This is a genomic window from Haloarcula rubra, assembly GCF_019599465.1.
In the GTDB taxonomy this organism is placed as follows: domain Archaea; phylum Halobacteriota; class Halobacteria; order Halobacteriales; family Haloarculaceae; genus Haloarcula; species Haloarcula rubra.
Window position 1 is genome coordinate 155,310 of record NZ_RKLR01000006.1, and the last position, 25,344, is coordinate 180,653.

At 60.4% G+C, this 25,344-nt stretch carries 17 protein-coding genes and 2 pseudogenes; 11 read left to right on the forward strand and 8 right to left on the reverse strand.

Annotated elements, in window-relative coordinates; genetic code table 11:
- The first annotated feature begins 321 nt into the window (after window positions 1–321).
- From EGH21_RS15295 to EGH21_RS24720, 4 genes and pseudogenes are all read left to right on the forward strand, one after another.
- Window positions 322–546, forward strand: a complete 225-nt coding sequence (locus EGH21_RS15295; protein WP_220617986.1) for a hypothetical protein — start codon at window positions 322–324, stop codon at window positions 544–546.
- A gap of 374 nt (window positions 547–920) precedes the next feature.
- The gene (locus EGH21_RS15300) at window positions 921–1,967 is read left to right on the forward strand and encodes a PAS domain S-box protein (protein WP_220619349.1); all 1,047 of its coding nucleotides are present in this window, start codon (window positions 921–923) and stop codon (window positions 1,965–1,967) included.
- 447 nt (window positions 1,968–2,414) lie between these two features.
- Window positions 2,415–3,233 (forward strand): helix-turn-helix transcriptional regulator, encoded by an 819-nt coding sequence (locus EGH21_RS15305; protein ID WP_220619350.1) that lies wholly within the window; start codon window positions 2,415–2,417, stop codon window positions 3,231–3,233.
- Between the two features lie 104 nt (window positions 3,234–3,337).
- A pseudogene (locus EGH21_RS24720) lies at window positions 3,338–4,745 on the forward strand (FAD-binding oxidoreductase).
- Between the two features lie 225 nt (window positions 4,746–4,970).
- On the opposite strand, the gene EGH21_RS15315 reads toward EGH21_RS24720, so the two are convergent.
- Window positions 4,971–6,446 (reverse strand): glutamate-cysteine ligase family protein, encoded by a 1,476-nt coding sequence (locus tag EGH21_RS15315; protein WP_220619351.1) that lies wholly within the window; start codon window positions 6,444–6,446, stop codon window positions 4,971–4,973.
- A 678-nt stretch (window positions 6,447–7,124) separates the two neighbouring features.
- Between EGH21_RS15315 and EGH21_RS15320 the strand changes: the two genes are divergently transcribed.
- Window positions 7,125–8,513: a cytochrome P450 gene (locus tag EGH21_RS15320; RefSeq protein ID WP_220619352.1), complete on the forward strand. Its 1,389-nt coding sequence runs from the start codon at window positions 7,125–7,127 to the stop codon at window positions 8,511–8,513.
- A 322-nt stretch (window positions 8,514–8,835) separates the two neighbouring features.
- Window positions 8,836–9,372 carry a hypothetical protein gene (locus EGH21_RS15325; protein ID WP_220619353.1) on the forward strand — a complete coding sequence of 179 codons (537 nt, stop codon included), beginning with the start codon at window positions 8,836–8,838 and terminating at the stop codon, window positions 9,370–9,372.
- Window positions 9,373–9,699: 327 nt separating this feature from the next.
- Here EGH21_RS15325 and EGH21_RS15330 read toward each other — a convergent pair whose 3' ends face one another.
- Window positions 9,700–9,840, reverse strand: a complete 141-nt coding sequence (locus tag EGH21_RS15330; protein ID WP_220619354.1) for an aldo/keto reductase — start codon at window positions 9,838–9,840, stop codon at window positions 9,700–9,702.
- 216 nt (window positions 9,841–10,056) lie between these two features.
- Between EGH21_RS15330 and EGH21_RS15335 the strand changes: the two genes are divergently transcribed.
- Window positions 10,057–11,337, forward strand: coding sequence for an RNA-guided endonuclease InsQ/TnpB family protein (locus EGH21_RS15335; protein ID WP_220619355.1), 1,281 nt, complete (start codon window positions 10,057–10,059; stop codon window positions 11,335–11,337).
- Between the two features lie 59 nt (window positions 11,338–11,396).
- A pseudogene (locus tag EGH21_RS15340) lies at window positions 11,397–12,272 on the forward strand (AI-2E family transporter); the annotation flags it as partial.
- A gap of 37 nt (window positions 12,273–12,309) precedes the next feature.
- Here EGH21_RS15340 and EGH21_RS15345 read toward each other — a convergent pair.
- The 3 genes from EGH21_RS15345 to EGH21_RS15355 form a co-directional block, all read right to left on the reverse strand.
- The gene (locus tag EGH21_RS15345; protein ID WP_220619356.1) at window positions 12,310–12,606 is read right to left on the reverse strand and encodes a DUF5789 family protein; all 297 of its coding nucleotides are present in this window, start codon (window positions 12,604–12,606) and stop codon (window positions 12,310–12,312) included.
- A 104-nt stretch (window positions 12,607–12,710) separates the two neighbouring features.
- Window positions 12,711–13,772, reverse strand: a complete 1,062-nt coding sequence (locus tag EGH21_RS15350) for a zinc-dependent alcohol dehydrogenase family protein (RefSeq protein ID WP_220619357.1) — start codon at window positions 13,770–13,772, stop codon at window positions 12,711–12,713.
- A 118-nt stretch (window positions 13,773–13,890) separates the two neighbouring features.
- Complete coding sequence (locus tag EGH21_RS15355) at window positions 13,891–14,040, reverse strand: hypothetical protein (protein WP_220619358.1); 150 nt, start codon at window positions 14,038–14,040, stop codon at window positions 13,891–13,893.
- Between the two features lie 388 nt (window positions 14,041–14,428).
- Here EGH21_RS15355 and EGH21_RS15360 point away from each other — a divergent pair, with 388 nt between their 5' ends.
- Together EGH21_RS15360 and EGH21_RS15365 are read left to right on the forward strand one after the other, a co-directional pair.
- Entirely contained in the window at window positions 14,429–14,683 is a 255-nt protein-coding gene (locus EGH21_RS15360) for a HalOD1 output domain-containing protein (protein WP_220619359.1), read from the forward strand.
- Window positions 14,684–14,923: 240 nt separating this feature from the next.
- On the forward strand, window positions 14,924–17,647 hold the full coding sequence (locus EGH21_RS15365; RefSeq protein ID WP_220619360.1) for a S8 family serine peptidase: 2,724 nt from the start codon (window positions 14,924–14,926) through the stop codon (window positions 17,645–17,647).
- Window positions 17,648–17,717: 70 nt separating this feature from the next.
- Here EGH21_RS15365 and EGH21_RS15370 read toward each other — a convergent pair whose 3' ends face one another.
- The 3 genes from EGH21_RS15370 to EGH21_RS15380 form a co-directional block, all read right to left on the reverse strand.
- A complete protein-coding gene (locus EGH21_RS15370) occupies window positions 17,718–18,140 on the reverse strand; it encodes an ester cyclase (protein ID WP_220619361.1) in 423 nt (140 codons plus the stop codon).
- A gap of 166 nt (window positions 18,141–18,306) precedes the next feature.
- The gene (locus EGH21_RS15375) at window positions 18,307–18,600 is read right to left on the reverse strand and encodes a GYD domain-containing protein (RefSeq protein WP_220619362.1); all 294 of its coding nucleotides are present in this window, start codon (window positions 18,598–18,600) and stop codon (window positions 18,307–18,309) included.
- Window positions 18,601–18,959: 359 nt separating this feature from the next.
- A complete protein-coding gene (locus EGH21_RS15380; protein WP_220619363.1) occupies window positions 18,960–20,666 on the reverse strand; it encodes a glycoside hydrolase family 13 protein in 1,707 nt (568 codons plus the stop codon).
- A 532-nt stretch (window positions 20,667–21,198) separates the two neighbouring features.
- Here EGH21_RS15380 and EGH21_RS15385 point away from each other — a divergent pair.
- On the forward strand, window positions 21,199–25,341 hold the full coding sequence (locus tag EGH21_RS15385) for a COG1361 S-layer family protein (protein WP_220619364.1): 4,143 nt from the start codon (window positions 21,199–21,201) through the stop codon (window positions 25,339–25,341).
- Window positions 25,342–25,344 lie beyond the last annotated feature (3 nt).

The following is a 25,344-nucleotide window of genomic DNA, read 5'->3' on the forward strand; positions in this document are numbered from 1 at the left end:
CGCCGTACCGGTATGGACACCGTAGTATTTCAACCATTTCGTAATGTAGCAAACGCAATCAGTGTGCTGACTACATCCTCTGTATCCAGTAGTTGAGACTGTCGTTCTCAATACATACGGATTTACATCAATTTGGCTCTGTTGAACCTCTCAACAGCTGATAGTATTGCCGTGCTGCATACAGAGGTTGCGTTCAGCACACGGGGACTACAGACCGGGTGCGTAAAACGCCATCAGGAAGGCCCATCGTGGTGAATGTACCGCGAGTGTGACTTCCAAGTTACCATACCTTTTTTCATCTATATGGGACAACGGGTAGTTATGGTCCCCCTCCAATTCGGTATTCCCGGCGGTCCAGAACTCCTAATAATCGGTCTGTTTTTCCTGATTATTCCCTTCGTGCTTGCCTACTGGGTGTATAACGATGCAGAGCAGCGTGGGAACGAGAACGCTGCATTCTGGGCGCTTGCCGTTGGCGGACTGACCTTTTTGACCTTCTTCGGCGGACTCCTTGCGCTTGCGGTGTATCTCTGGGACCGTGAGTAGACCAGCAACCCAACTCATTCCGTCTTGTTGTTAGAGAACTAAATGTCGTTATCACCGGTTTTGCCAGTGTAGAGCGTCCAAGATATGCGCGCTGTATTCAGCAAGCCGGTGGTGGACCTATACGTATCCTGTCAGAAGTCGCGTGCTGAATACAGAGGGTGTACGCAGTAGACGTCTATCGTTCTTTTCGACACAAAAATTATGAAACAGCCGCCAGAACGGACCTGCGAACTGACCGTTGACTCTTATATGAAATTTCAGTAGTGTTTGCAGAGGCGTGCCAGATGCAGAACGCGGATTTGATACTCAGTCCATGACTTCCAAGAGCAGAGGCAACCCCCTTTTTTAATAATTCACCACTTGAATACCGACTGATGACTGGCGGCGAAAATCGGCATCAAACAATCCTTGAACAGATTCGCGATGGAGTATATACTTTAGACAGTTCTGGAGAAATTACGTGGGTTAACGAGACGGCGGTCGAGAATTTCGATATTGGCTACACACGAGACGATCTTGTCGGTGCCCCTGTTTCCAAGGTCCTGACAGATGCTGACGTTGAGAAATGCCTCAGCATTATTCGAACGTTGCTACGATCCGACGAACGAGAGAGTGGCCGGTGCGAAATTAGGTTACAGACAGCTTCCGGCGATAGCATTCCCTGTGATTTGCATCTAGCACTATTACCTGCTGAAGATGGAGAGTTTCAGGGAACCGTGGGCGTTGTCAGGGATATCACCAATCGCAAACAGCGTGAACAGCGATTGGACGTACTGAACCGCATCCTTCGACACGACCTCAGTAATGCCATGACTGTAATTCTTGGCCGTGTCCAGCAACTGGAAGATGGGGTTGACCCGGAGTTTCAGCCAGCGATAGATGCAATCCGTGAACGCGGAGAAGAACTTATCGAAACCAGTGAGAAGGTCCAACAGATTCACCACATCCACAACGACATGGCAGACCAGCAGGGTTCGCTCAAGCTCTGTAGCCTGGTTGAATCCATTGTTGACGATTTCCGTGTTAATTATCCAGCAGTCGATTTCGAAGTAGACATCCCCAGTGACGCCCACGCTGCAACGGGACACGAGGAACTGGTTACAACTGCGTTCATCAACCTGATCGAAAACGCGATAGAACACAACGATTCTGATCAACCGTTAGTTTTAGTCACGATACAGAAGGATCCTGATCGCATTCAGATTCGCATCGAGGATAACGGCCCGGGAATTCCATCGGAAGAACGGGACGTTCTGGAGATGGGGTCGGAGTCGCAACTTCGTCATAGTATGGGACTCGGACTATGGCTCGCCTCTTGGAGTGTAACAGCCTGTAGCGGCGATATTCGATTTGATGATGATATCTCGCAAGGAACAGCTGTGCTGATGGAATTTCCACGTGCGGCAGCCTCGGATCAATAACTCGTCCGTGGTTCTAAGAAATGTTAGTACGCCAGTTTTCAACTCCGAGTGACATCATAACAGAACTGTGGTCAATAGACCACCTGTACTGATCGATTCCCAAAATCGGATTTCTGTGGTGGTGTCGTGCGACACTCGCGCCCTGTATTCAGCAGTCCATTTTAGATCTACTCAGTGTCTGTCAGTAAGGGCATGACCGATACGGAGGTTCTATTCAGCAAATTGGAACCGACTGAGACTAAGCTTCCCGAGTTGTATGCACTGAAATACTGAGAGGATTGGATCACTCTTCAAGTGGTTCGACGTCACCGGGTTGGTATATGGTTGGAACTGGCCATTCAGGCCATCCGTCTGTCTTCGGCCCGTAACATACGGATTTTCGTCACTTCGATCCGATAGCTGATAGCCCCACGCAATTACTTTTACCGCAGCGTGTGTAACTGTACCATGGGCTCGTCGATAGAGGACATCGAATTCCTCGCGCGCTCGGAACACCGCCCCGGGGTGCTCGAAACATTGGCCGAACAGCCGTTCGATCGGGACGACTTGCGTGGGGCGACCGGTGCCTCCTCGCCCACCATGGGCCGGATCCTCGCCGACTTCGAGGAGCGCCGATGGATCGAGCGTGACGGCCCGACGTACGAACTCACGCCGCTGGGCGAGTTCGTCGCCGAGCGGTTCACCGACTTCCGAGACGCCATGGTGACCGAGCGAAAGCTCCGCGACGTCTGGCGGTGGCTTCCCCGGGAGATGGAAGGGTTCTCGGTCGAGATGTTCGCCGATGCCACTGTCTCGTATCCGGGAGAAGGATACCCCTATGAACCGGTCGAGCGGGTCACCCGACTGATCAAGGAGAGCGACACTATGCGGGGGTTCGGCACAACCGTTTTCAAGTCAGTCAACAACGAAACCGTCTGCGAGGCCGTGCTCGACGGGATGGAGTTCGAATACATCTACTCGCCCGAGGTGCTCGAAGCGACGGTCGCGTGGAACCCGGAAAAAGTCGCAGAGGCAGCCTCCCGCGATAACTGCTCACTGTTCGTCCACGACAACCTCCCTGACCAGCACCGCTGTGGGATCGGGCTCTTCGATGAACGAATGGGCATCTGCTGTCACGACGCTGAGTCGCGACAGCTGGAGGCCGTGGTCGATACCGAGGCGGCGACGGTTCGAGAGTGGGCGGAGACGGTCTACGAGCGCTATAGGGCAGAGGCACGACGGATCGAGGAAGCGGGGTCGCTCCTCTCGTCGGATGTCCTCGCGTAACCGGCCGTTCGGGAGTTCGACGAGCGGCAGACGCTTTCACGGTGTGAAATATTTCACTGGAAATTTACATTATTCCAGCAGGCGAAGGGACTCACCGAGACTCCATGAGCGAACACGATACACCAGTCGAACTCGAGGACGCGGCAAGGAATCTCGGGGCGGAACTACGGGGCAAGGTCCTCCTCCCCGGCGATGCGGTATACGACGAGGCCCGCGAGGTCTGGAACGCGATGATAGATCGACAGCCGGCCGTCATCGTCCGTGCGTCGGGGGCGGCCGACGTCATGCGAGCGGTCCCGTTCGCGCGGAAGCACGGACTCGAAATTGCCATCAAGGGCGGCGGCCACAACGTCGCCGGCAACGCGGTCGTCGACGACGGACTGATGCTGGACTGTTCGCCGATGGACGACGTGCACGTCGACCCCCAACGGAAGACGGCCCGGGTCGGCCCTGGCGCGGTCCTCCACGACCTTGACGTGGAATCCCAGGCCCACGGCCTCGCCACGCCCGCGGGGTTCATCTCCACGACGGGCGTGGCGGGACTCACCCTCGGCGGCGGCGTCGGTTACCTCTCCCGGAAGCACGGCCTGACCGTCGACAACCTCCGGTCGGTTGACATCGTCACGGCTGACGCGACGTTCGTCCGAGCGAGCGCCGACGAGCACCCCGACCTGTTCTGGGCGGTCCGGGGCGGCGGCGGGAACTTCGGCGTGGTGACGTCCTTCGAGTTCGAACTGCACGAGCTTGGACCGACGGTGCACGCGGGCCCGGTCGTGTGGCCGTTTGACGACGCCCCCGACGTCCTCCGCGAGATAGCGTCGTTTCTCCGCGACGCGCCCCACGAGGTGTCCTTCCTCCCCATACTCAGGCATGCGCCCCCGGCACCATTCCTGCCCGAATCGGTTCACGGGGAACTAGTGGTGATCATCGCGATGATATACGCAGGCGATCCCGACGAGGGGAAACGGACGCTGGCACCGATCGCCGAGTATGGCGACCCCATCGGTGACGCGCTCGGCCCGAAGCCGTACGTGGCGTTCCAGTCGATGTTCGACGACGCTGTCGGCCCGGGGGCGCGCAACTACTGGAAGTCCCACTACCTTGCCGACCTCACGGGCGAGGCCATCGACGTGCTCTGTGACCATGCGGCCCGGATGACCTCGACGGCCTCAGCGATCGGGATGCTCTCACTCGGCGGGGCCGTCGCTCGGAAACCTCACGACTCGACCGCGTACCCACACCGGGCCGCCGGCTGGGTGCTCAACATCCAGTCACGATGGGACGACCCAGAGGACGATCAACGCCACGTCGAGTGGACCAGGGAGTTGTTCGAGGCGATGGCGACGTACTCGACCGGTAAGGGTCTACGTCAACTTCATGAGCGAGGACGAGACCGACCGGACGCACGCCGCCTATGGCGATCAAATATACGACCGACTCGCACGGGTCAAGGCCGAGTGGGACCCCGAGAACGTCTTCCACCTGAATCAGAATATCACACCAGCGACCTGATGAGTAGGAGACCACGGAATGAGATCACGGATACCGATTGAGTAGATTCGGCCTCAGGGTGGTGCTGAACAAGCGCTGTGTATGCAACACTGCCTTTTCGAACTGCTCAATGTCTGTCAGTACTGGCGTGCAAGATACAGAGGCTGAATCCAGCACCGTACCGAATGAACGAGTCCGAGTTACTCCACATCCCGAGTCCGGAACGAAGCTCGGTACCCTCTATTTTCACTCAAGCCAGTCCACGAATGGCTTTCCAGTCCCGGCCTGTCGGATGTACTCCCGTTGCATCCCAATAATGGCAGCCCTGATGTCGTCACCGGCGCCGAGTCTAGCTCGAACTTGGTCACGCTTCCACGTCGCCGGAGTTGTCCGGGCCGCCCAGCGACGCTCAACAGGGGCGAGAAGTTCATCGATACGGGCGTCCGTTAGCCCTCGGTCGCGGAGCCCGGTGCGAGCCACGGCGAACAGGTCCGGATAGAGGACTGCTGGGTCGTCGGTACGATCACCGTCGCGAGTCACCCACGCGAGGGACGCCTCGAGCCCGTCACGGCCTGCCGCGTACAGAGACTCCTGGGCAGCCTGCCAGGGCAGGGTGAACAGGGGATGATCTGTGATGATGACACCATGTAGCAGTCCAGCAACGAGCAACTGAAATCCGATGACATCGGCCGCGCTTGGCTGGGAAGCGAGCGGTCGATACTCAATACGCGGCCCTTCGGGACCGAACACGGGTCGGACCCATCGCCAGCAGGTTCCTTGCTTGTGGAGCAACTCCCAGTAGTCAGCTTCGAACCCCTCTGAAGACCCCTCCGTGATCCATTCGTGAAGGTAGGGCGCACAGACCCGGTCGTCGACGATGCGATTAACGGCATCCGTGGGCGAATCGAGATCCCTGGGTAACCGAACTTTGCCACGGTCGCGGACGTTCATCGACTCGAACACGGGGAGACGGAGTTCGACCCCAGCGGTCAATACCGTTTCCGTGTCAGCGCCAGTGTATAGCTCGGGCGGGAGAAACGGGGAGTTTGCCGCCAGCGCAACCAGCGGGCCGACGGTTCGCAGTGCTGCGTTGAAGTACCGCGCGAACTCATCGGTCGGCGATTGAAGGTGCATCTGCATGGAGGCAGCCAACGATTCTACGAGGATCGTTTGGAGCGTCCTATGGCAGCCGGGAAGCTCCAACTCCACCGGGCCTGTGGCGGTGATATCCGCATCAAGTGCGTAGTATCGATCTTTTGGTGAGAGGTTCGTTGCAACTTCGATTCCGCCCCTGGTCTCGCTGGCGGACAAATACGCTATTGTTCCCTCTGGTGGGCCAATCGTCCATATCCCGTCGGTGACGAACTGCCTGTCGTGAGCTGCAAACGCCTCCCGGACAGCAGTAACGCGCTCGGTGAGACTGTTTATCTGTCGCGTGACGCCCTCCGGATCGAACGTCGTCGCGGGCGTGTTCAACTCGGCGTTGTGCCGCCCAAGTTCGGGTTCACAGACCGACGACATCGCCGTGTTGGGGGCAGCCGCGAGTTGGCCGTCGCTATCCACGGTGTAGCCTTCGAGTTCGAGTCCGAGTCGAAATCCGCCGTTGAACCCCTCGGCTCTGAGTGCCTCGCGAAGCGCCGCCGCCTGTCTCTTGACCCGACGCCGGAACGTCCTCCGCGTCGACGCGCGCTGGCTTTGTCGGACGACCTCGGCGCAGTTCATACCGCTTATTCGGCTTCAAAGGATTTGTTGTTTGGTACCAATTCAATACGACGAATCATGTCAGTGAGCGATATGCGCTGTGTATGCAGCACTGCCTTTTCGAACTGCTCAATGTCTGTCAGTACTGGCGTGCAAGATTCAGAGGATTAGTTCATCACAGGGCGGGAATCCCCAATACGGTAGAATAAACCGGTGTTTGATATGGGTCAGCTAGTTGATTATCGGTGATGAGAAGGTGCCATGAATTTTTACAGACGCCATGAGATTTTCTACCAGTGACGCATATGCACTCACCAATCATCCCCCGGAAATTTTACCAAATTGTGTTTTTGATTGCGGGTGTATACAACATCACCTGGGGACTCTATTCGAGTATTCAGCCACAGTGGTTCTTTCACGTCGCTCGCATGGAGCCAATGCGCCATCCTGAGATATTTGCCACCCTCGGCATGATTGTCGGGCTGTATGGAGTACTCTACCTGGCCGTCGCGCGTTCCCTGGATCGTGGCTGGCTCATAGTCGCCGTTGGACTCGCTGGAAAAATTCTTGGACCTATTGGGATGGCTTTCCTCGTATTGTCGGGGGATTGGCCTGTCCGAGCAGTGATTTTGATACTAACCAACGACCTAATCTGGTGGATTCCGTTTGGGCTGTATCTGTACGATTACTGGCCACAAGATGAGCGAAGAGCAATTGACCCAGACAATTTACAGTAGTCTCCAGACAAGAGTAACTAAAATGAGTACTGAAAAAGCGAACGAGATGGCGCCCCAGCCCCCCAGAACGTCCATGATTGGACTTCTGCAGTATATTGGGGAGCCACTCGCAGCTCTAGAAGGCATCACGGACAAACACGGAGACATCGTCACTGTCCCTATCGGGACGGAAAAACTCTGTATAATTGCGAACCCGAAAGCAGTTAAACAGGTATTCACGACAAAGGCATCGTCGTTTGGCAAAGGTCATCTGCAAAACCAATATCTGGGGAGAATCGTAGGAAACGGACTGCTATTGAGTGAAGGCGATTACTGGACGGAGCAACGAAGCAAAATACAGCCGGCATTCAATAGGGAACGCCTTTCTCAATATTCAGACACCGTTGCTGAACTGACAATCCGGATGACCAATGATTGGGAAGATGGTGACGTAATCGCCCTCGACAAGGCATTCCAACCCCTGACACTCCAGGTCCTGGCGAAGGCGTTGTTTGGGATTGAACTAGGGGAAATAACGGACACGTTCAGCAGGACGGGCCATACGATTAGCTCTCGGTTCGATTTTACAGAACTCACTACGTTCGTTCCGGAGTGGGTTCCGATCCCCAAGCACCGGCGTTATCACCGTGCCATCGCCGAGTTTGATGACGCATTATACGATCTTTTGGAAGATCGAAGATCGGAGTTTGAAGCCACGGATTCGGAAGGTTCTCCTGATGATCTCCTCACCATGTTGCTACCGACGTGTGACAACGAGACAATCCGAGACGAGGTTGCCACGATCCTACTCGGTGGACACGACACCTCGGCTCTGGCGATCGCATATACATTGTATCTAGTCGCAAAGCGGGCAGATATCGAGCGCCAAGTGCGGGATGAAATTGCAGAAGCGACCGACCGTAAACCAACACTCGAGACACTCGAACAGCTCGAATATACTGAAAATGTTGCGTACGAAGCCATGCGGCTCTACCCACCGGCGTATTCGGTGTTTCGTGAACCGACTGAACCAGTCGAAATCGGCGGATATACAATTAAACCAGGAACGACTGTCGTGTTGCCCCAATGGCTCTTACATCGTGATGCGCGCTGGTGGGATGATCCAGAAACTGCTCGACCGGAACGGTGGGCAGAAGAAGACGATCGTCCCGATTACGTGTACTTCCCGTTCAGTAGAGGTCCCCGCGGCTGTATCGGCCGTGATTTCGGTATGATTGAAATCCTTGGTGCCGTCTCGGTATTGCTCCAGAACTACGATTTTTCTCTGGTTGACAACGATCCCGTATCATTTGCACCCGCGTTGACGCTCCAGCCCGAGGACGATCTAGAAATGCGTGTGCGTTCACGATGAATTCCCCTCCCCACATGACTGGAGTTTTGCAGTTGTTTCCTGAACCGCAGACCGTCTTCGATAGATGGACTCTGCCGATGCTGAATATGCGTGCTGTATTCAGCAGGAGCCGACCGAACTACCCGACCGCTGTCAGTAGCGAGGTAACCGATACAGCGGACGTAGTCAGCAGCACGATCGTCCGACAGTACGACGACCGCTGGCCCCCACGATCGAGGAGAGTCCAGCTATCGATACTGCCGTCTCCATTCAGCCCCGACAAACTACAGTGCTGTTTTGAGCGAACACCAATATTTTTCCTCCCGTCTCTGACCGTACACCTATGCAGCAGTACACTCGCCGAAGCGCACTCCACGCGAGCAGTATCGCCCTCTTCGGGATATTCGCGGGATGTTCTGCTCTCTCGACGGAGTCCACCGACTCTGAGGGTCTTTCACTCGAGCGTCTCGACACGACCGCTGTCTACGTCGACGACGAGGTGGCACTCTCGATGCCTGCAGAGATCGAGACGGTGACCGAACCACATAACGCCGACCTGCTAGTCCTTTCCGGCGACACGAATATCGACGGAGAGCAGGCGGTCGAGTGGTTCACAGACGACCGTATTATCGCTCTCCTCGGAGACAGTTCGGAAGCGACGTGGCTCTCCTGGGCTCGGAGCGACGCATTTCGTGACGCGTTCAAGAATGGCGGATCTGGCGATTCCGAACCGGATCCCTCGCTGGTCGTTGGGGCAAGGGTTGGTCTCTACGTGACGACGCACCGCCGCTCTTGGAGTGGAACCCCGAGAGACCGCGATATTCTCAGGGCACTCGACGAAGTACTCGTGGCCATCGAAAAGGAGACCCCGCCGGGATAAATCGGTGCTGACTAGGCGCGCTGGATACAGCAGTCTACAAACTATCAGCAACTGAGCGTTTCAACAGAGCCCCTTTGATTTTTTCGTCAGGGCTTCGACTAGAGTCCCAGTACCGATCCGAGCCGTTCGAGCAGTCCGCTCTGCAGGTCGAAGATCTCGGCCATCTCCGGGTCGGTCTATGCGAACTCGGAGAGCGACAGATTGGCCTGCAGATGGGCGCGACGCGCGGCCTTCGGGATCGCAGCGACCGGGGCTTGCTGGACGAGCCAGCGGACTGTAGGCGGTCAGCATGCTGTCGTGATCGCTGCAGTACTCCAGCAGATCGGCCTAGTCGGTGGAGGGGTTGTACTCGATATGGTTCGTCACGATCGGTGTTTCGGAGGCGTCACGTGCGGTCTCGAGCCGGTCGACCGAGAAGTTGCTCACGCCGATATGGCGCACCTCGCCGGTAGCCTGGAGGTCGTTCATCGCCTCGATCGTCTCCGCGATCGGGACCGACCGACTCGGTCAGTGGATCGCCAGGAGTGGGATGAGGTAGTTTACGGAAGTACTAGGAGAAAGCCCCGCCGTACAGGGCGGGGATGAATCCGACAACAGACTACACAATCCACCGTTCGATTGCACGGCAGGATATTCCACGCTCGAATCCAGACCTTCAAGTAATTTTGACTACATAGGTTACGTATGGCGAAACAGGTCGTCTCCCGCACCTACACTGCTTCCATCAGGAACCAGCAACAGGTGCAAGACGACCTCGACGCCCTCGGGTTCTCGGCATCGAAACTCTGGAACGTCGGACGGTGGGTCTGCGACCGTGTATGGTCAGAGATTGGCCACATCCCCGGTCACAACGAACTCACCTCGTACCTGAAGTCACACGAACGCTATGATGACCTGCATTCGCAGTCAAGTCAGCGAGTTTTGCAAGAACTCGCTGAAGCGTTCAACGGCTGGTACGGCAAACGACACAACGGGGACACGAAAGCAAACCCACCGAAGTACCGCAAGCACGGCGACGACCACCCACGAAGCACTGTCACGTTCAAAGCCGCAGGCTTCGAACTCGACACCAAGTACGAGCGAGTCCGACTCAGCAAAGGCTCGAACCTCAAGGAGTATTGGTCGGACTTCATCCTCTGCGAGTACCAGACCCGGCCCGACGTTGACCTCTCCACCGTTGAGAGCGTTCAACAAGTCAGAGCCGTTTGGACTGGTGACGAGTGGGAAATACACTTCGTGTGCAAGGTTGAAATCGAGATTTCTGAATCACCCGGTGAGAAAACAGTGGGTGTTGACCTCGGTATCAACAACTTTGCCGCGCTCGCCTACGAAGACGGCCACAGCGAACTGTATCCGCTCAACTGCTTGAAGCAGGATGACTACTACTTCAGCAAGCGGATTGCTCACTGTGACGACTCAGACTCCGACCAAGCGACACGGTTGAACCAGAAGAAGTCGGCGCGTCGCACCCACTACTTCCACACGCTCTCGAAGCACATCGTCCAACGGTGTGTTGCCGAAGGGGTTGGAACGATTGTGGTTGGCGACCTCTCCGGTATCCGTGAGGATGAGGAGAACGGCGAGTCGAAGAACTGGGGGAAGCACGGCAACCTCGACCTGCACTCGTGGGCGTTCGACCGCTTCACCTCGATGCTCGAATACAAAGCCGATATGGAAGGTATCACGGTCGAGCGAGTGTCTGAGCGCGATACGTCTAAGTCGTGTTCGTGCTGTGGTCGCAAGCGCAAGGCGAACCGTGTTGAGCGTGGGTTGTACGTCTGTGATGAGTGCGGTACGGTGGCGAATGCAGACGTGAACGGCGCTGAGAACATTCGGCAGAAAGTATCTCCGAGTCCCGCCACAGATGGCGGTGATAGGAGTAACGGCTGGTTGGCACAGCCATCGACGTACCTGTTCGATTCAGAGAGCGGATGCTTCGCACCGCGAGAACAGGCCACGTCGTAAACCACAATATCCCAACGGCTATCGGGAATCCTCGCGCTTCAGCGCGGGGAGGATGTCAAGCAGTGGTCCTCCTCGTCCTCGAAGCCCGCCAGTTCGTCGATCAGTATGGGCTCGTTAGCGTAGCCGCGACGCACGTCGATTGGCTCGGAGAGTTCGAATCGACGCCAGACCTCACCGTGCAGGGGCTGTACGAAGCGTACCAGTCCGGGCAGTTGTCACCGCTCGTCGAGTTCCTCGGCGACCACGCAGCCCTCTTGACGTCCGTGGTCTCGAACTTTTTCCTCAACCTGTTCGTTACCGTCATCGTCACCTACTACCTCCTGCTCGACGGCCAGCGTATCCGTGAGTGGCTCTTGCGGTTCGACGACGGTGCCATCATCCGCGAGTACCTCGAAGCCGTCGACGAGGAACTCGAAGCGGTCCTGTTCGGAAACCTCCTGAACGTCCTCGCGATATCGCTTATCGCTATCGCCGCCTTCTCCGGGTACAACGCGCTGGTTCCGGAATCCGCCGAAGTGCCGTACCCAGCGCTTGCTGGTGCCCTGACCGGAATCGCGAGTCTTATACCGGTCGTCGGGATGAAAATCGTCTATCTGCCGCTGACGGCCATCACGGCACTGCCGGTGTTCCTCGGTGGCGACTCCTCGGTACTGATATACGTACTGACCTTCCTCGGCGTCGCTGTGATCATCGTCGACACCATCCCCGACCTGCTGTTGCGACCGTTGCTCAGTGGCGAGAACACCCACGTGGGCCTGCTGATGCTGGCGTACACGCTCGGGCCCGTCGTCCTCGGTTTCTACGGGCTCTTCTTCGCCCCGATACTGCTCGTCGTCGGACTGACTTTCGCCAACACGGCGCTACCTCGCCTCCTCGGGGCCGACGAACCCGACGGACTCCACGCTGACAAGTTGCGACTCGACGATTTCAGCTGATGACTTCCTCCGCACCGTGACCGACGCGGTAGTTAGGTCAGAGCGAGACGTCCTCGCTTCGGACGTCTTTCACCCCAGACTCGATGCCCGCCCTGTCGTCGTAGTACTTCCGCCCGATGAAGCCGTCTTCGAGGTTCCCCATCAGCGACGTGTAGAGTTCGTCCGGCGAGTGATACGAGGTCTCGTCGGTGCGATTCAGGACGTCGCGGAGCGTAACCACGTCGCCTTCGGGCGTCGACAACTCCACGTCACCCAACTGCGTCACCACGGTCTCTCTATCGGCAGGAAAGTCGAAGGCTTGCTCGAACAGTTGTAACGTTTCGGAGTAGCGCATCGGTGCCGGTCAATCGAGTTCATAATCAAAAAAGATTATGAATTTCAATCTTCAAGGGTGGCACTACACGAGACGACGGTAGCGATTCCGCGGCCGAAGCAATCTCAGAACTCGTCGATGACGGGGATACCGACCGTCTCGAACTCCGTCATGGACGCCAGCTTCTCGCCGGTCTCCTCTATCGACACTGTCTCGGAGACCATCGCCGCTGGGTCGATTTTGCCGTGTCTAATAAGCCGGAATATCTCGTCGTACCGAGGCCGCGGCATTCCGATGGTCCCGACGAACTGGAGTTCCTTCGCGACCATCAGGTCGGTCGGCAACGAAACCTCACCGCCTTCCTCGCTCGAGGTCAGGCCGATTTGGAGGTGTTGGCCGCGCTTGCGCAGGCAGTGGACCGAGTTCTGACAGGTCTCGGCGATACCGAGTGCGTCGACGGAGACATCGGCACCGCCGTCCGTAATCGCACGTATCTCCTCGGGGACGTCCGCTACCTCGCTGGCGTTCACCGTCTCGACGGCACCCAACTCGGCGGCGACGGCGAGTTTCTCGTCGAACAGGTCGACTGCGACGACGGCCGCACCCAGCGCATCGGCGATGTGGACCGCCGACAGGCCGACACCGCCACAGCCGTGGACAGCGACCCAATCACCCGCAGTCAGCTCCGCTCGATGGACCAAAGCGTGGAACGAGGTCATGAACCGACAGCCGAGCCCGGCCATCGCTACCGAAGAGACACTCTCGGGTAGTGGGACCACGTTGAAATCGGCCCACGGGACGTGGAACTGCTCGGCGAATGCACCCGGTGATTCGGGGGTCAGCCCGAGCGGAATGCGGTTATCACAGAGGTTCGAGTGACCGTTGCGACACGATGGACACGTCCCGTCACCGAGGTTGAACGGGACCGTGACACGGTCCCCTTCACGGACCTGCTCGACCGCCTCGCCGACGTCGACGACCACGCCCGCAGGTTCGTGTCCCAGTACGTGCCCCTCTGCCAGGCCCCTTGACTCCCAAAGCGGGTCACCTTGCCACGCGTGCCAATCACTCCGGCAGATGCCACACACGTCGGTCTCGACGACCACTCCTTCGGGGTCTGGCTCTGGGGCGTCGATGTCTCTGACCTCCAACGGACGCTTGTGCCCGGTGAACACTGCTGCGCGCATCTTACCGTACCAATAGTTGACACACAGCATAACGGTGTGGGTGGACGAGGTGGGTCCCAGAGGTCCACAGCCAGCCCTACTTCTGTGAGCGACACAGCCACGACCGAGACTAGGGGCCTCAGACGACGGCCGAAACCCACTCGGCCGTGACGAACTTGTGCCGACAACCCTCACAGAGTTCCATCTCCATGACTTCGCCCGTCGCGAGGTGGACGTGATACCGCTGTGTCGGCAGGTCCTCGTCGCAGTTCGCGCAGTGCACGGGCATACCTGACAGTACAGCGACGAGCGTGTTAGCTATTTATGCGTTAACACCTTTCGCGGGCTACCGACGGTGTGACCGTTCCGAATAGGTCACACGGCCACGATACGGCTGTTCTCACCTTTCGAGTATTGTCACCGAAACGGCGTGAACAGGCCTGAGAGGCCCAGAGACGGAGTACCGGTTTCATCATTGTCGGTACTTTTCGACGTCTCGTGCCGGTCGCGTAAGCGACGCTTTGTCTCGGTGACGTGCTCACGGTCGGTCGACCGTCTCCCGGCGACGAACACACTATCCGGCACACTGGGCCGGCACTCGGCAGTGTGAGGTGACACACCCACGTAGACACTATTATTGTAGTGGACTTTTGACGATGGAGACAGTACTTCGTACTATGACAACCACGTCGGTCGGGGACGTGTTGGCAGCCATCGCGAAGGCAGAGGACGTTGAGCCAGACGACCTAGAACTGGTCCTCGAAAACTACGTCGCCTGTGATGCGATTTCGACACTGACGAAGCACGGGGACGGCGACTGGCAACTCTCATTCGAGGTGCCCGACCACGAAGTAACGCTCACCAGCGATGGGGACATCACCGTCGACGGGACCGTCGAACATCACTGGACCGACGACTCGACACGGTTTTGAGAATCAGAGGCGCCTTGGATGGCTTTTTCTTCGTCCAGTAGGTGTCGCCTGAACAGCTAACGGCGCGTTTAGTGGTGGTATCACAGCCCGTACTATTGTAGCCGGGTACCGGCCAATGCGCATGGTCGCGCCGCAGCTGCGGGTCGGCCGACGACATCCAGACGGCAGGCAGGTGACCCGCGCGTGAATAGAGTTCGGGTTTTCGGACTGCTCGTAGTCTGTCTCACGGTACTCATACCGATGGTGACTGGGCCGGCCCTCACCGTCTCGGACGCGACGGACGAGACAGAGACTCGCGAATCCCGAACGACCGAGACACCCCGACCAGCGACTATCGACCCGTCACTTCGGAACAGCTCTGGCGTCGCCGATATCTGGGTTCGCATCGCAGACGACGGGGCCTCAGCGAGCGACAGCGCTTCGGCCCTCACGAAACTGAGACGGGAGCGCAATCGCACCCAGGGCCCACTCCTCGCCTACGTCCGCCGCCACGACGGGATGGCGGTGGAGAACCGCTTTTGGGTAGTGAACAGTGTCATCCTTCGAGTCGACCTCGCTCGCGTCGACCTCACCAGCCTAGCCGGGGTAGACGGCGTCGTCGAACTCACTCGTCGGCGACCGGCATCGAACGAGGCAGCGTCGCAGTCGGGGGCCGTCACCGATAGCGATGTGGCGTCCTCGTGGGCGGCGCAGTCCAACGACACCTCGGGTACGGCGTGGCAGGTTGCGGCGACGAACGCCACGCGGGTTTGGTCGGCCTACGACACTCGTGGAAGCGGGACCCGCGTCGCGGTTCTCGACAGCGGCGTCGACCCCAGACACCCCACTATCGAAGTGTTCACGACGAACGCGAACGACCCGACGTATCCCGGAGGCTGGGCCGAGTTCGACGCGGATGGCAACCGCGTCACGGGCTCCGAGCCACATCTCGCAGCGGCACACGGACAGGCCACCAGCGGCCTCGTCGCCGCTGGGAACGCGACGGGGTACGACGGGATGGGCGTCGCTCCGGAGACGCAGTTGCTCCACGCCCTCGTCGCGGAGCGGGCGTCGGTCATCGCGGGCATCGAGTGGGCGCTGGCGAACGACGCGGACGTAATTAGTATCAGCCGCGTGGTCGACAGCCGAACGACACGCTACGCCCCACTCGTGCGGGCTATCTGGCGCGCCGAGCAGATGGGGACCGTCGTCGTCGCGGCTGCTGGCAACGACGGACCAGGCTACGTCCGAGCGCCGGCGAGCATCTACGAGACGGTCAGTGTGGGAGCGACCGACAGATCGGGTGCCGTCCTGGAGGAGTCGTCCTCGAATCATCGTGCGCTGTTCACCGGGCCGTACAATCGCGACCGGAGACGGACGGTCCGCTATCCTCGCGAGTGGCCGCTTGCATACTCGAAGCCGGACGTAGTCGCTCCGGGACAGGACCTCGTCGTGCCACAGGGGAACGAGTCCGTGGGGTCATTCGGCGGGACGAGCGGTGCCGCACCACTCGCTGCCGGGACGCTCGCACTGATGGAGAGTGCAGCCGGTCGGGAAGTTCACCCCGGTGTCCTGAAGACGGCACTCCGTTGCTCTGCTAGGGAGCCAGCGAACACGGCATCGACAGAGCCAGTTCGGTACGGCGGGGGGCACATCGACGCACACGCCGCGACCGAGCGGGTGGTCGACGGACAGGGGGTTCGGGGGCAGATAGTGGCCGCGGACGGAACGCGAATCGCTCCGGCGACTGTCTCGGTCAGTGACTGCTCGTACTTCACCTCACACGGTGGCTCGTACGGTCTCTCGACCGGGGCCGGACGACAGACGCTGACCGTCGACGCACCGGGGTACCGCCCGAAGACCGTCGCTATCGACGTACCGGCGGGTCATTACGTGAACCGGACGATACGACTCGACCGGACGGGCGTCGTCGAGCGCTGGAACGACACCTATCCGACCGACGTCACCGCCGACGACGTTGGTGCGACCCGGGCGACCGTCGCTGGACTGGAATCGGTTCGCGTCGACGTCGGAGCGAACAACACGGTCCCGCCGTCGACGGTCACCGTCGAAATCGTGTCCGACGGTGAACCGGTCGGCGAGTTGTACGGCCACTCTGAGCTTCCGTTCGGCGAGCCGTACCAGTTGCGAGCGCCACAGACAGGATACGTCCTCCTACGGACGCGAATCGACGGCGCCTACGAGGGGCGTCTCGAACTCGACGTCACACTCCGAGGTCAGGAGTCCGTCGCGACACGCCACATCATCGCCCGATTCTCGACACCAACCACGCCGACTGCGACGGCTACTGAGACACCGACAGCGTCACCAACGCCGTCGCAGTCGGCGACGTCCACGCCCGCTCCGAGTCCGACGGCTACAGAGTCGTCGTCATCTCAGGCCAGCCACACTCCGACTCCGACACGTACGCCGACGGCCACGCCGACCCCTACACCCGAGCCAACGCCAACCGGGACGCCGACAGCACAGACCCCTACGCCAAAGCCGACGGCTACTGGCACGCCGACATCGACGGACGAACCGACCACGACGCCGACGACGACACGGACTCGAACTCCGACTCCGATACCTGCTCCGGAGCCTGTGCCGGAACCTGTTGGCCAGCGAGCGCCTGAGTCGAACTCGGAACCGTCAGTACAGCGTGCTACGGCGACGGGGACCCCGACACGAACGGCCCGCACGACACAGACAGCGTCCCCGCCACGAACGGCCCGCACGACCCAGACAGCGACCGAACGGCCCGAACCGCCAACCACCCAGTCGCCGACCAGAACCACGGTCGCACCGCTCTCACCGAGTGGAGCCTCGGAACGAACGGGTCAGTCGGCAAGGACTGGAGCGACAGACCGGTCGACGCCCGCCAGCTCGTCGACAGACGGTAGTGGACCGGCCTTCACTGTGCCGCTCACCGTGTTCGCACTGGTCGCTACCGTACTGCTCGCAGCGCGCCGGCAGTCTCGTTGAACCGGACGGAAGGCCGACGATCGTCGAATTCACAGACCGAAGCAGAGCGACATCTGAAACGGGTACGGCCTCACGCGTCGGTGAGGCCAACCTGTTCGAACAGCGATTGCGTGTCGTAGTAGATCTGGTGTTCCTGCACGGTTCCGTCCGCTATCTCGACTGTATCCATGCCTTCGAGTTCGACGCTGTTCCCGGTCGGTGGTATCTCGGCGAACTCGCCCTCGTGGGTGCCCGTCATCGTCCACTTGGCCATGACCTTTCCGCCGCTCGTGGCCATGTCCTCTATCTCCACGTGGAAGTCGGGGAATCCCTCGCGTAGCTCCCGGAGGTACGTCTCGAAGGAGTCTCGGCCACGGACAGTTTCAGGATAGCTCGGATCCTGGAGCACGAACGAGTCGGCGACGAGCGCCGGAATCTCCGCGTAGTTGCCCTCGTTCCACAGGCTCTCGTAGTCGCGAATCACGTTCTCGACTTCTGCTGTTACCTCTGGCATTGTCTTTCCCCGTGGACGTTCACCCGTCCACGACCAACGTCTCTCGACAGTGCAGAACGTCCGTCTCTAACGTCGGTAGCCACCGTGTTAGGTATTCACAGGGTATCGAAATCTCGAGCCGGGTAAGGGTCGGTAGACTGGATAGACGGGGACCGAACCGTGGGATTCAGGGCAGGTTCGCCAGAAGGTCGCGGTAGTCGTCTTCCGGCCAGGCCTTCATCGTCTCTGAACTGACCGCACCGGACTGCCCGATTCGGAGGAGCGCCTTGGCCGCGGCGTCGTCGTCCGGGAACTCCGCGACGGTGACGATGTCGTGTGCTCCCATCGTGAGGTAGAACGCCTGGAGTTCGCCCCCTACGGAGTCGATGAGTTCGATGGCGCTGTCGAGGCGCTCCGGGCTATCCTCGATGTTCTCGATGCCGTGCTGGGTGTAATCCCAGAGTGTGATGTACGTTGGCATAGGATTCGCGTCCTTCCGACGCCGCCGACGACACCGACTGCACGACACAGAACGCCATTGTACGTTGGACTCCAACCACGTCAACAGTAGCCACATAGGGAACCGAGATGACGGTAAGAGCGGCGTACCGATACGTCGACTTCAGCGAACAATATCGCCTCTGCAAACACCGAGGGCGGCATGTTCGAGTGGTCGACTCAGGAGTGGACCTACAGGCGCCGGAGTCAGTCACGGCGAACAGGCGGTCACCGACCCGTGTCAGAGCTCCCCTCCTGTTATTAAGCCGGCGCGTTCAGCGAACCCCACCATCGGGACCATCGACCGCCCGTAAAATCTCTCTGACCGTGGGGACCAGGCACCTACAGGTCGACGACGACGGCCTCGTACGGACGGTAGGTGCGTCGCACGTCACGAGTCGAGGCATCCTCGTAGTTCGAAATCAGCACACTCGGGTCGACGACGTCGACGTCGTCCGACTCGAACGAAGTACTCTCGTCGGACCAGTTGAGAACCACGAGCACCCTCGATTCGTCCAGCGTCCGGGTGTAGGCGAACAGTTGCTCGTGGTCGGGACACAGTAACTCGTAGACACCGTAGACGAGTACGTCTCGGTCGTGCCTGAGAGCGACGAGGCGACGATAGTGGTGCCAGATAGAGTCCTCGTCGGCGGTTGCGTCCGCGACGTTGACCTCGGTGTAGTCGTCGTTGACTGCGAACCACGGGTCGCCGTCGGTGAAACCGGCGTGTTCGGTGTCGTCCCACTGCATCGGCGTCCGGGCGTGGTCGCGACTCACGTAGTTCACGAACTCGCGGACGTCCTCGTAGCCGTCGATGGCACCGGCGTCGAGGAGGTCCTCGATAGCGCCGATCGTCTGTGGGTCGTCGAGATCGGCCAGACTGTCGAACTCGGCGTTGGACATCCCGATTTCCTCGCCCTGATAGACGAACGGGGTTCCACGGGAGGTCAGGAGGAACGTCGCGAGGAGTTTGGCGCTCTCCGCGTGGTACTCCTGGTCGTCGCCGAATCGGGAGACGATTCGAGGCTGGTCGTGATTGCCCAGATACTGGGCGTTCCAACCGTCTTCGCCGAGGTCACGCTGCCACCGCGACACGATTTCCTTGAACTCGGGAAGGCTCCAGTCCCCCCATCCTTCGGGGTCCCACCGTCCGCCGGGTCCGGTGTCGACACCCATGTGTTCGAAGTGGCAAATCATGTCTAGCCCGTCGCCGCTCTCGCCGAGGTACTCGCGGGCCAGTTCGACGCTCGTGTCGTTCATCTCGGCGACGGTCATCACGTCGTAGTCCGCGAACGTTCGCTCGTACAACTCCCGCAGGTACTCGTGAATGTGAGGTCCGTGACTGAACTGCTCGACGCCGACTGGGGACCGTCCGGGGTCGCCGTCCGGCAGTCCCTCTGGCTTCGAGATGTAGTTGATGGCGTCGAGGCGGAACCCGTCGATGCCTTTCTCCAGCCACCACTCGACGAGCGAGGCGACGTCGGCACGAACGTCGGGGTTGCGCCAGTTCAGGTCGGGTTGCTTCTCGTCGAAGAGGTGGAGGTACCACTGCCCCCGGGTTTCGTCGTAGGACCACGCCGACCCACCCATGAACGACCCCCAGTTGTTCGGCGGCTCGTCCGGGTCGCCGTTCCGCCAGTAGTAGTACTCCTCGTACCCCTCCTCACGCCGCCGAGACTTCTGAAACCACTCGTGCTCGTCCGAGGTGTGGTTGACCACGAGGTCCATGAGCAAACGCATGTCTCGCTCGTGGAGGGCGTCGAGCAACGCTCGCCAGTCGGCCATCGTCCCGAACTCGTCCATGATAGCACGGTAGTCGCTGATGTCGTAGCCGTTGTCGGCGTTCGGCGACTCGTACACCGGGCACAACCAGACGACGTCGACGCCGAGGTCGTCGAGGTAGTCGACCTTCGCCGTGATGCCCGGGAGGTCACCGACGCCGTCGCCGTCGCTGTCGTAGAAACTCCGTGGGTAGACTTGATAGACGACGGCTTCCTTCCACCACTCCCGTACTCCGTCGTCGGCGGTCGACGTGTTCACCGAAGGCATAATCGAACAGACGGTGACCGTACCCGTAGTGTTTTCTCACGGGCCGGGCAGTCCCGGCAGATGATACGTCGCCCGTTCGGACCGCCCCGTCTCACCGCACACCCACCTGTACAGTATCGCCGGCTTGGGTCTCCGTGACAGACTCTACTCGCTGACACCACGCACTGCTAAACTTTCTCTCTGTCGTCGACACCAAACTGCCGAGCGTCCAGTGTGAGTAACACGAAATTTCCCCGGCGAACGAGACGGGCCGCTTCACCACTTGTCGACTGCTGCCTCCCCATGGTCGCTTTCCGTCCCCGTCGCAACGGTACTCTGGCTCGGTTCGGGACTCGACGTACGGACCGGTAATTCTGCCTTACCGGCGAGCTCACGGTTCGACGGCGGGGCTTACGGACAGTCTGGTCAAATAAAGAACGTAATACAAAGTGCGCAGTGGCGATTGGTCATCTCAGTCGATGGCCTCCACATATCGACGTCGCTACAGTCCGTTTTCGAGACGGAGCGCGGCTGAGGGTACATCCCAGAGACGATGAGGCGACTCCTCACTATCGCACTCACCCTGCTGTTGGTGTCGGCGCCAGTGGCACTGGCGACGGCCTCCACGACGTCGACGACGGTATCGGCCGGAATGTGCGGTGACGACGACGAGTGCCACGACGACGACAACGGAGGTGACGGTTACAGCAACGGTGAAAGCGACGATGACGGAGACAGCGACGACGGCGACGATACCGACGATGGCAGCGAAGAGACGACCGAGCCCTCGGGCTTCCGACTGGTCGACGTCGACAGGGACCTACAGGTCGGCGAGGACGGCACGGTGTCGGTGAAACTGGAGAACGAGGACCTCGGCGACCTCACGGACGCGACCGTGGTCCTGCAGTCCTCGAACCCGGAGATTCGCGTCGGGACTGGCCTGAACGGGAGCCGGTTCGTCGGCGACTGGGACGAGGGGGAGCAGAAACGGGTCGAGTTCGCGGTGTCGGCGACGGAGGCGGCACGGTCACAGCGGTATCCGCTCACAGTGCGGGTGCGATACACCGACCCCGAGGGCAACACCACGCAGTCGGCCCCGCTGTCCTTCGGCATCACGCCCGACCGAGCACAGCGGTTCTCGATAGACGACGTGGACGGGTCACTGCGGGCCGGCGACGACGGCGACATCGAGGTCACCGTCGAGAACGACGGGCCCAGAGACGTCGACGACGCGGTGCTGGTCGTCCGGGAGACGGCGGAGGGCGTCACCGCCCTCAAGTCCGAAGTCGCGCTCGGCGAGTTCGACGACGACGAGGACGAGACCGTAGAACTCCCGTTCCGGGTGGCGCGTTCGGCGAAACCGACGAAGCGACAGTTCGAGTTCGCGGTGTTGTACACCACGGAGGAGGGCAACCGTCGCGAGAGCGGCCCGCTGTTCGCCGACGTCAAGATTCGCGACCGGCAGGACGTCGTCGCCGTCGAGGACGTCGATTCTGACGCGCAGGTCGGTTCACTTGGGACGGTCGAGGTGACACTCGAGAACGAGGGTGACGACGAGTTGACCGACGCCCGCGTGACGTTCTCTTCGCTGGACGCCGGGTTTCGGTTCGGGACGGCTCGGAACACCTCGCGGTTCGTCGCCGAGTGGGACGCTGGCGAGGAACAGACCTTCGAACTGAAAGCACGGTTCTCGAACGACACGGTGACCGACGAGTATCCAGTGTCGGTCACGACGAGATACACCGACGAGGACGGTGACGAGCAAATCGCCGACGACGTGCAGTTCGGCGTCGAACCCGACGACGAGCAGTCGTTCGAGGTCGACGACGTCGAGGGCGACCTGCGGGTGGGCGACGACGGAACGCTTCGGGGGACCGTCGAGAACGACGGCCCCAGAGACGTCGAGGACGCGGTGCTGGTGGTTCAGGCACCGGAGGAGGGCGTGACCCCACTGAAGACGCAGGTACCTCTGGGCGACTTCGAGGACGGCGAGTCGGAGGACTTCGAGTTCCCGTATCGCGTCGCGGAGTCCGTCGAACCGACGGACCGTCAGTTCGAGTTCGCGGTGCGCTACACGAACGCGGAGGGCGAGCGACGGACGAGCGATCCGCTGTTTGCGACGGCGTCGATTCGTGAAGAGGTCGACGTAGTCGAAGTAGTCGATGTCGACTCGGACGCTCAGATTGACGATAGCGGTACCGTGACGGTCACGCTCGTCAACGACGGCGAAGAAGACCTGACGGACGCCCGCGTGACGTTCTCGTCGCCGGACCGTGGGCTCAGGTTCGGCACTGCGGCGAACACGACGCGCTTCGTCGGCGAGTGGAGTGCAGGCGAGGAGCAGACGTTCGAACTTCCGACACGGGTCAACACCGATGCCGCGACAGACGAGTATCCGATACTGGTCACGACGAGGTACTCCGACGAGGACGGTGACGAACAGGTCGCAGACGACGTCCAGTTCGGGGTCACGCCGGCGGCCGAACAGCAGTTCGACGTCGAGTCGCGGTCGTCGCCCCTCCGTGTCGGCCGAGACGGCAGTCTCGAAGGCGTCGTGCTCAACGACGGTCCGCAGGACGCCGACTCGGCGGTCCTGCGTGTCATCCCCCCGAACGATGACATCGTCGCGCTCGAATCGGAGTACGTTCTCGGGAACTTCGACAGCGGAGACCGCGCGTCCTTCCAGTTCCCTGTTCGGGTCCTCGACAGCGCACGGCCGGGTCGCAAGCAGTTCGAGTTCGTAGTCGAGTACCGCAATCAGGACGGCGACGTCGTAGAGAGCAAGCGCCTCCCCGCACGGTACGCCGTCGTCGCCGAGCGGGGCCAGTTCCGAATCGTCGACGTGGACAGCGACGTCCAGGTCGGGGAGGACGGAACGGTAGCGCTCACACTGCGCAACGTCGGTGGGGAAGACCTGACGGACGCCGTGGTCCGGTTGGAGTCGGTGAGCGGCGACCTCACGGTGGGTGCGGCGGGTAGGCGTAACGGGAGTCGCGCCGTAGGAACGTGGGACGCGGGCGACCGAGAGACAGTACGGTTTCAGGTGGTTACGCCCGCCAACGCGGCCCCACAAGACTACCCCTTCGACGTTCGGGTCGTCTACGAGGACGAGGACGGCGACCAACAGCGGTCGGACTCTATTCCCATCGCACTTACTCCGGACCCGGAACAGGCGTTTTCGGTCAGCGACGTCCGCGGGAACCTCGAAGTCGGCGCCGAACGTGACCTCACTGGACAGGTCGTCAACGACGGCCCGACCGCAGTCGAGGACGTTGTCGTCGAAATCACGTCCACGACCGAGTCGCTGATGCCACAGGAGACGGAGTACGCGTTGGGAAATCTATCGGCCGAGGAGTCTGCGCAGTTCAGACTCCCGGTTAGGATTCCGGCCGACGCCGAGGCCATCCCTCGACAGGTCCAGTTCGTCGTCCGGTACACCGACGTCGACGGGGACCGTCGCGAGAGCAAGCGCCTCTCGTCGCGACTGCCGGTAGACAGAGAGCGGGACACATTCCGAGTCGTGCGCGTCAGGCAGTCGGTACGGGCCGGCGACGACGGCAATGTCACGCTTACCCTCGAAAACGCGGGTAACAGGCGCGTCCAGCAGGTCCTCGTCTCGTTGCGCTCCCGGAGCGGCGAACTCGTCGTGGGGGACGCCGCGAACGCGTCGCGGTTCGTCGACGAGTTACGACCCGACGAGCGACGGACAATCTCGTTCCGAGTCAGTGCACCCGAGAACACGGGAGGTCAGCGCTTTCCGCTCCGCCTCAGCGTGGACTACGAGGACCGGACCGGCCACAGCCAACCCGCAGAGACGACGTTACTCGGGGTGCGGACCGCCCGGGAACAGGCCTTCGCGGTCCGGAACGTCACCGGGACGCTGCGCGTCGGCGACGAAGGAACAGTCAGGGCGAGAATCCGAAACCGCGGCCCCGGAGCCGTAACGGGCGCGTTCGTCAGACTCGACGTCGGCAGCGAGAACCTGAAGGTTCAGGAGAGCGAGGCACCTATCGGCCGCTTCGGAGCGGGGGAGACAGCGACGGTCACGTTCCCTGTCGAAGTCCTCGACGGGACTGAACCCGGCGAACGGCGCGTCTCGTTCGTCGTCGAGTACCAGAACACCGAGGATGAGACGCGTGAGAGCGACTCCCTGCCCGGGTTTATCCCCGTCGACACGCGGCGACCGGCGTTCCTCGTTCGGGCCGGGAACGCGACTCTCGACGTCGGCGGGAGCGACATCGTCACGCTGGTCGTCACGAACAACCTCGATATCACGCTCACAGAGGTCGACGCGAAAGTGTTCGTCAACGACCCGCTGAGTACCGACGACGACCAAGCCTTCGTCGGACGTCTCGAACCAAACGAGACGGTCGAGTTAGAGTTCGCGATGAGCGCGGCCGGGGGTGCGACGACGAAAGACTATCCGCTATCCATCGACTTCCAGTATCAGGAACCGGACGAGGAGACGAAACTCTCCGACACGTACCGCGTCCCCGTCACGGTTCAGGAGCCGGCCGGTGACGGGATTCCGTGGCTCCTGTTGCTCGGACTCCTCGTGATACTGGTCGTCATTGCCGCCGCAGTACTCTTCTACCGCCGTCGGCAGAGCAGAGCGGATGTCGAGGGGACTGAGAGTGGCGAATCGGAACAGTCGGACCAGTCGGTCGACGACGACATAGAGACGACGGGGGGCTGAGCC

Excerpts from the sequence above, each read along its gene's own strand:
- EGH21_RS15295 (WP_220617986.1), top strand. The coding sequence starts at position 322 with ATGGTCCCCCTCCAATTCGGTATTCCCGGCGGTCCAGAACTCCTAATA.
- EGH21_RS15300 (WP_220619349.1), top strand. The coding sequence starts at position 921 with ATGACTGGCGGCGAAAATCGGCATCAAACAATCCTTGAACAGATTCGC.
- EGH21_RS15305 (WP_220619350.1), top strand. The coding sequence starts at position 2,415 with ATGGGCTCGTCGATAGAGGACATCGAATTCCTCGCGCGCTCGGAACAC.
- EGH21_RS15315 (WP_220619351.1), bottom strand. The coding sequence starts at position 6,446 with ATGAACTGCGCCGAGGTCGTCCGACAAAGCCAGCGCGCGTCGACGCGG.
- EGH21_RS15320 (WP_220619352.1), top strand. The coding sequence starts at position 7,125 with ATGAGCGAAGAGCAATTGACCCAGACAATTTACAGTAGTCTCCAGACA.
- EGH21_RS15325 (WP_220619353.1), top strand. The coding sequence starts at position 8,836 with ATGCAGCAGTACACTCGCCGAAGCGCACTCCACGCGAGCAGTATCGCC.
- EGH21_RS15330 (WP_220619354.1), bottom strand. The coding sequence starts at position 9,840 with ATGAACGACCTCCAGGCTACCGGCGAGGTGCGCCATATCGGCGTGAGC.
- EGH21_RS15335 (WP_220619355.1), top strand. The coding sequence starts at position 10,057 with ATGGCGAAACAGGTCGTCTCCCGCACCTACACTGCTTCCATCAGGAAC.
- EGH21_RS15345 (WP_220619356.1), bottom strand. The coding sequence starts at position 12,606 with ATGCGCTACTCCGAAACGTTACAACTGTTCGAGCAAGCCTTCGACTTT.
- EGH21_RS15350 (WP_220619357.1), bottom strand. The coding sequence starts at position 13,772 with ATGCGCGCAGCAGTGTTCACCGGGCACAAGCGTCCGTTGGAGGTCAGA.
- EGH21_RS15355 (WP_220619358.1), bottom strand. The coding sequence starts at position 14,040 with ATGCCCGTGCACTGCGCGAACTGCGACGAGGACCTGCCGACACAGCGG.
- EGH21_RS15360 (WP_220619359.1), top strand. The coding sequence starts at position 14,429 with ATGACAACCACGTCGGTCGGGGACGTGTTGGCAGCCATCGCGAAGGCA.
- EGH21_RS15365 (WP_220619360.1), top strand. The coding sequence starts at position 14,924 with ATGGTGACTGGGCCGGCCCTCACCGTCTCGGACGCGACGGACGAGACA.
- EGH21_RS15370 (WP_220619361.1), bottom strand. The coding sequence starts at position 18,140 with ATGCCAGAGGTAACAGCAGAAGTCGAGAACGTGATTCGCGACTACGAG.
- EGH21_RS15375 (WP_220619362.1), bottom strand. The coding sequence starts at position 18,600 with ATGCCAACGTACATCACACTCTGGGATTACACCCAGCACGGCATCGAG.
- EGH21_RS15380 (WP_220619363.1), bottom strand. The coding sequence starts at position 20,666 with ATGCCTTCGGTGAACACGTCGACCGCCGACGACGGAGTACGGGAGTGG.
- EGH21_RS15385 (WP_220619364.1), top strand. The coding sequence starts at position 21,199 with ATGAGGCGACTCCTCACTATCGCACTCACCCTGCTGTTGGTGTCGGCG.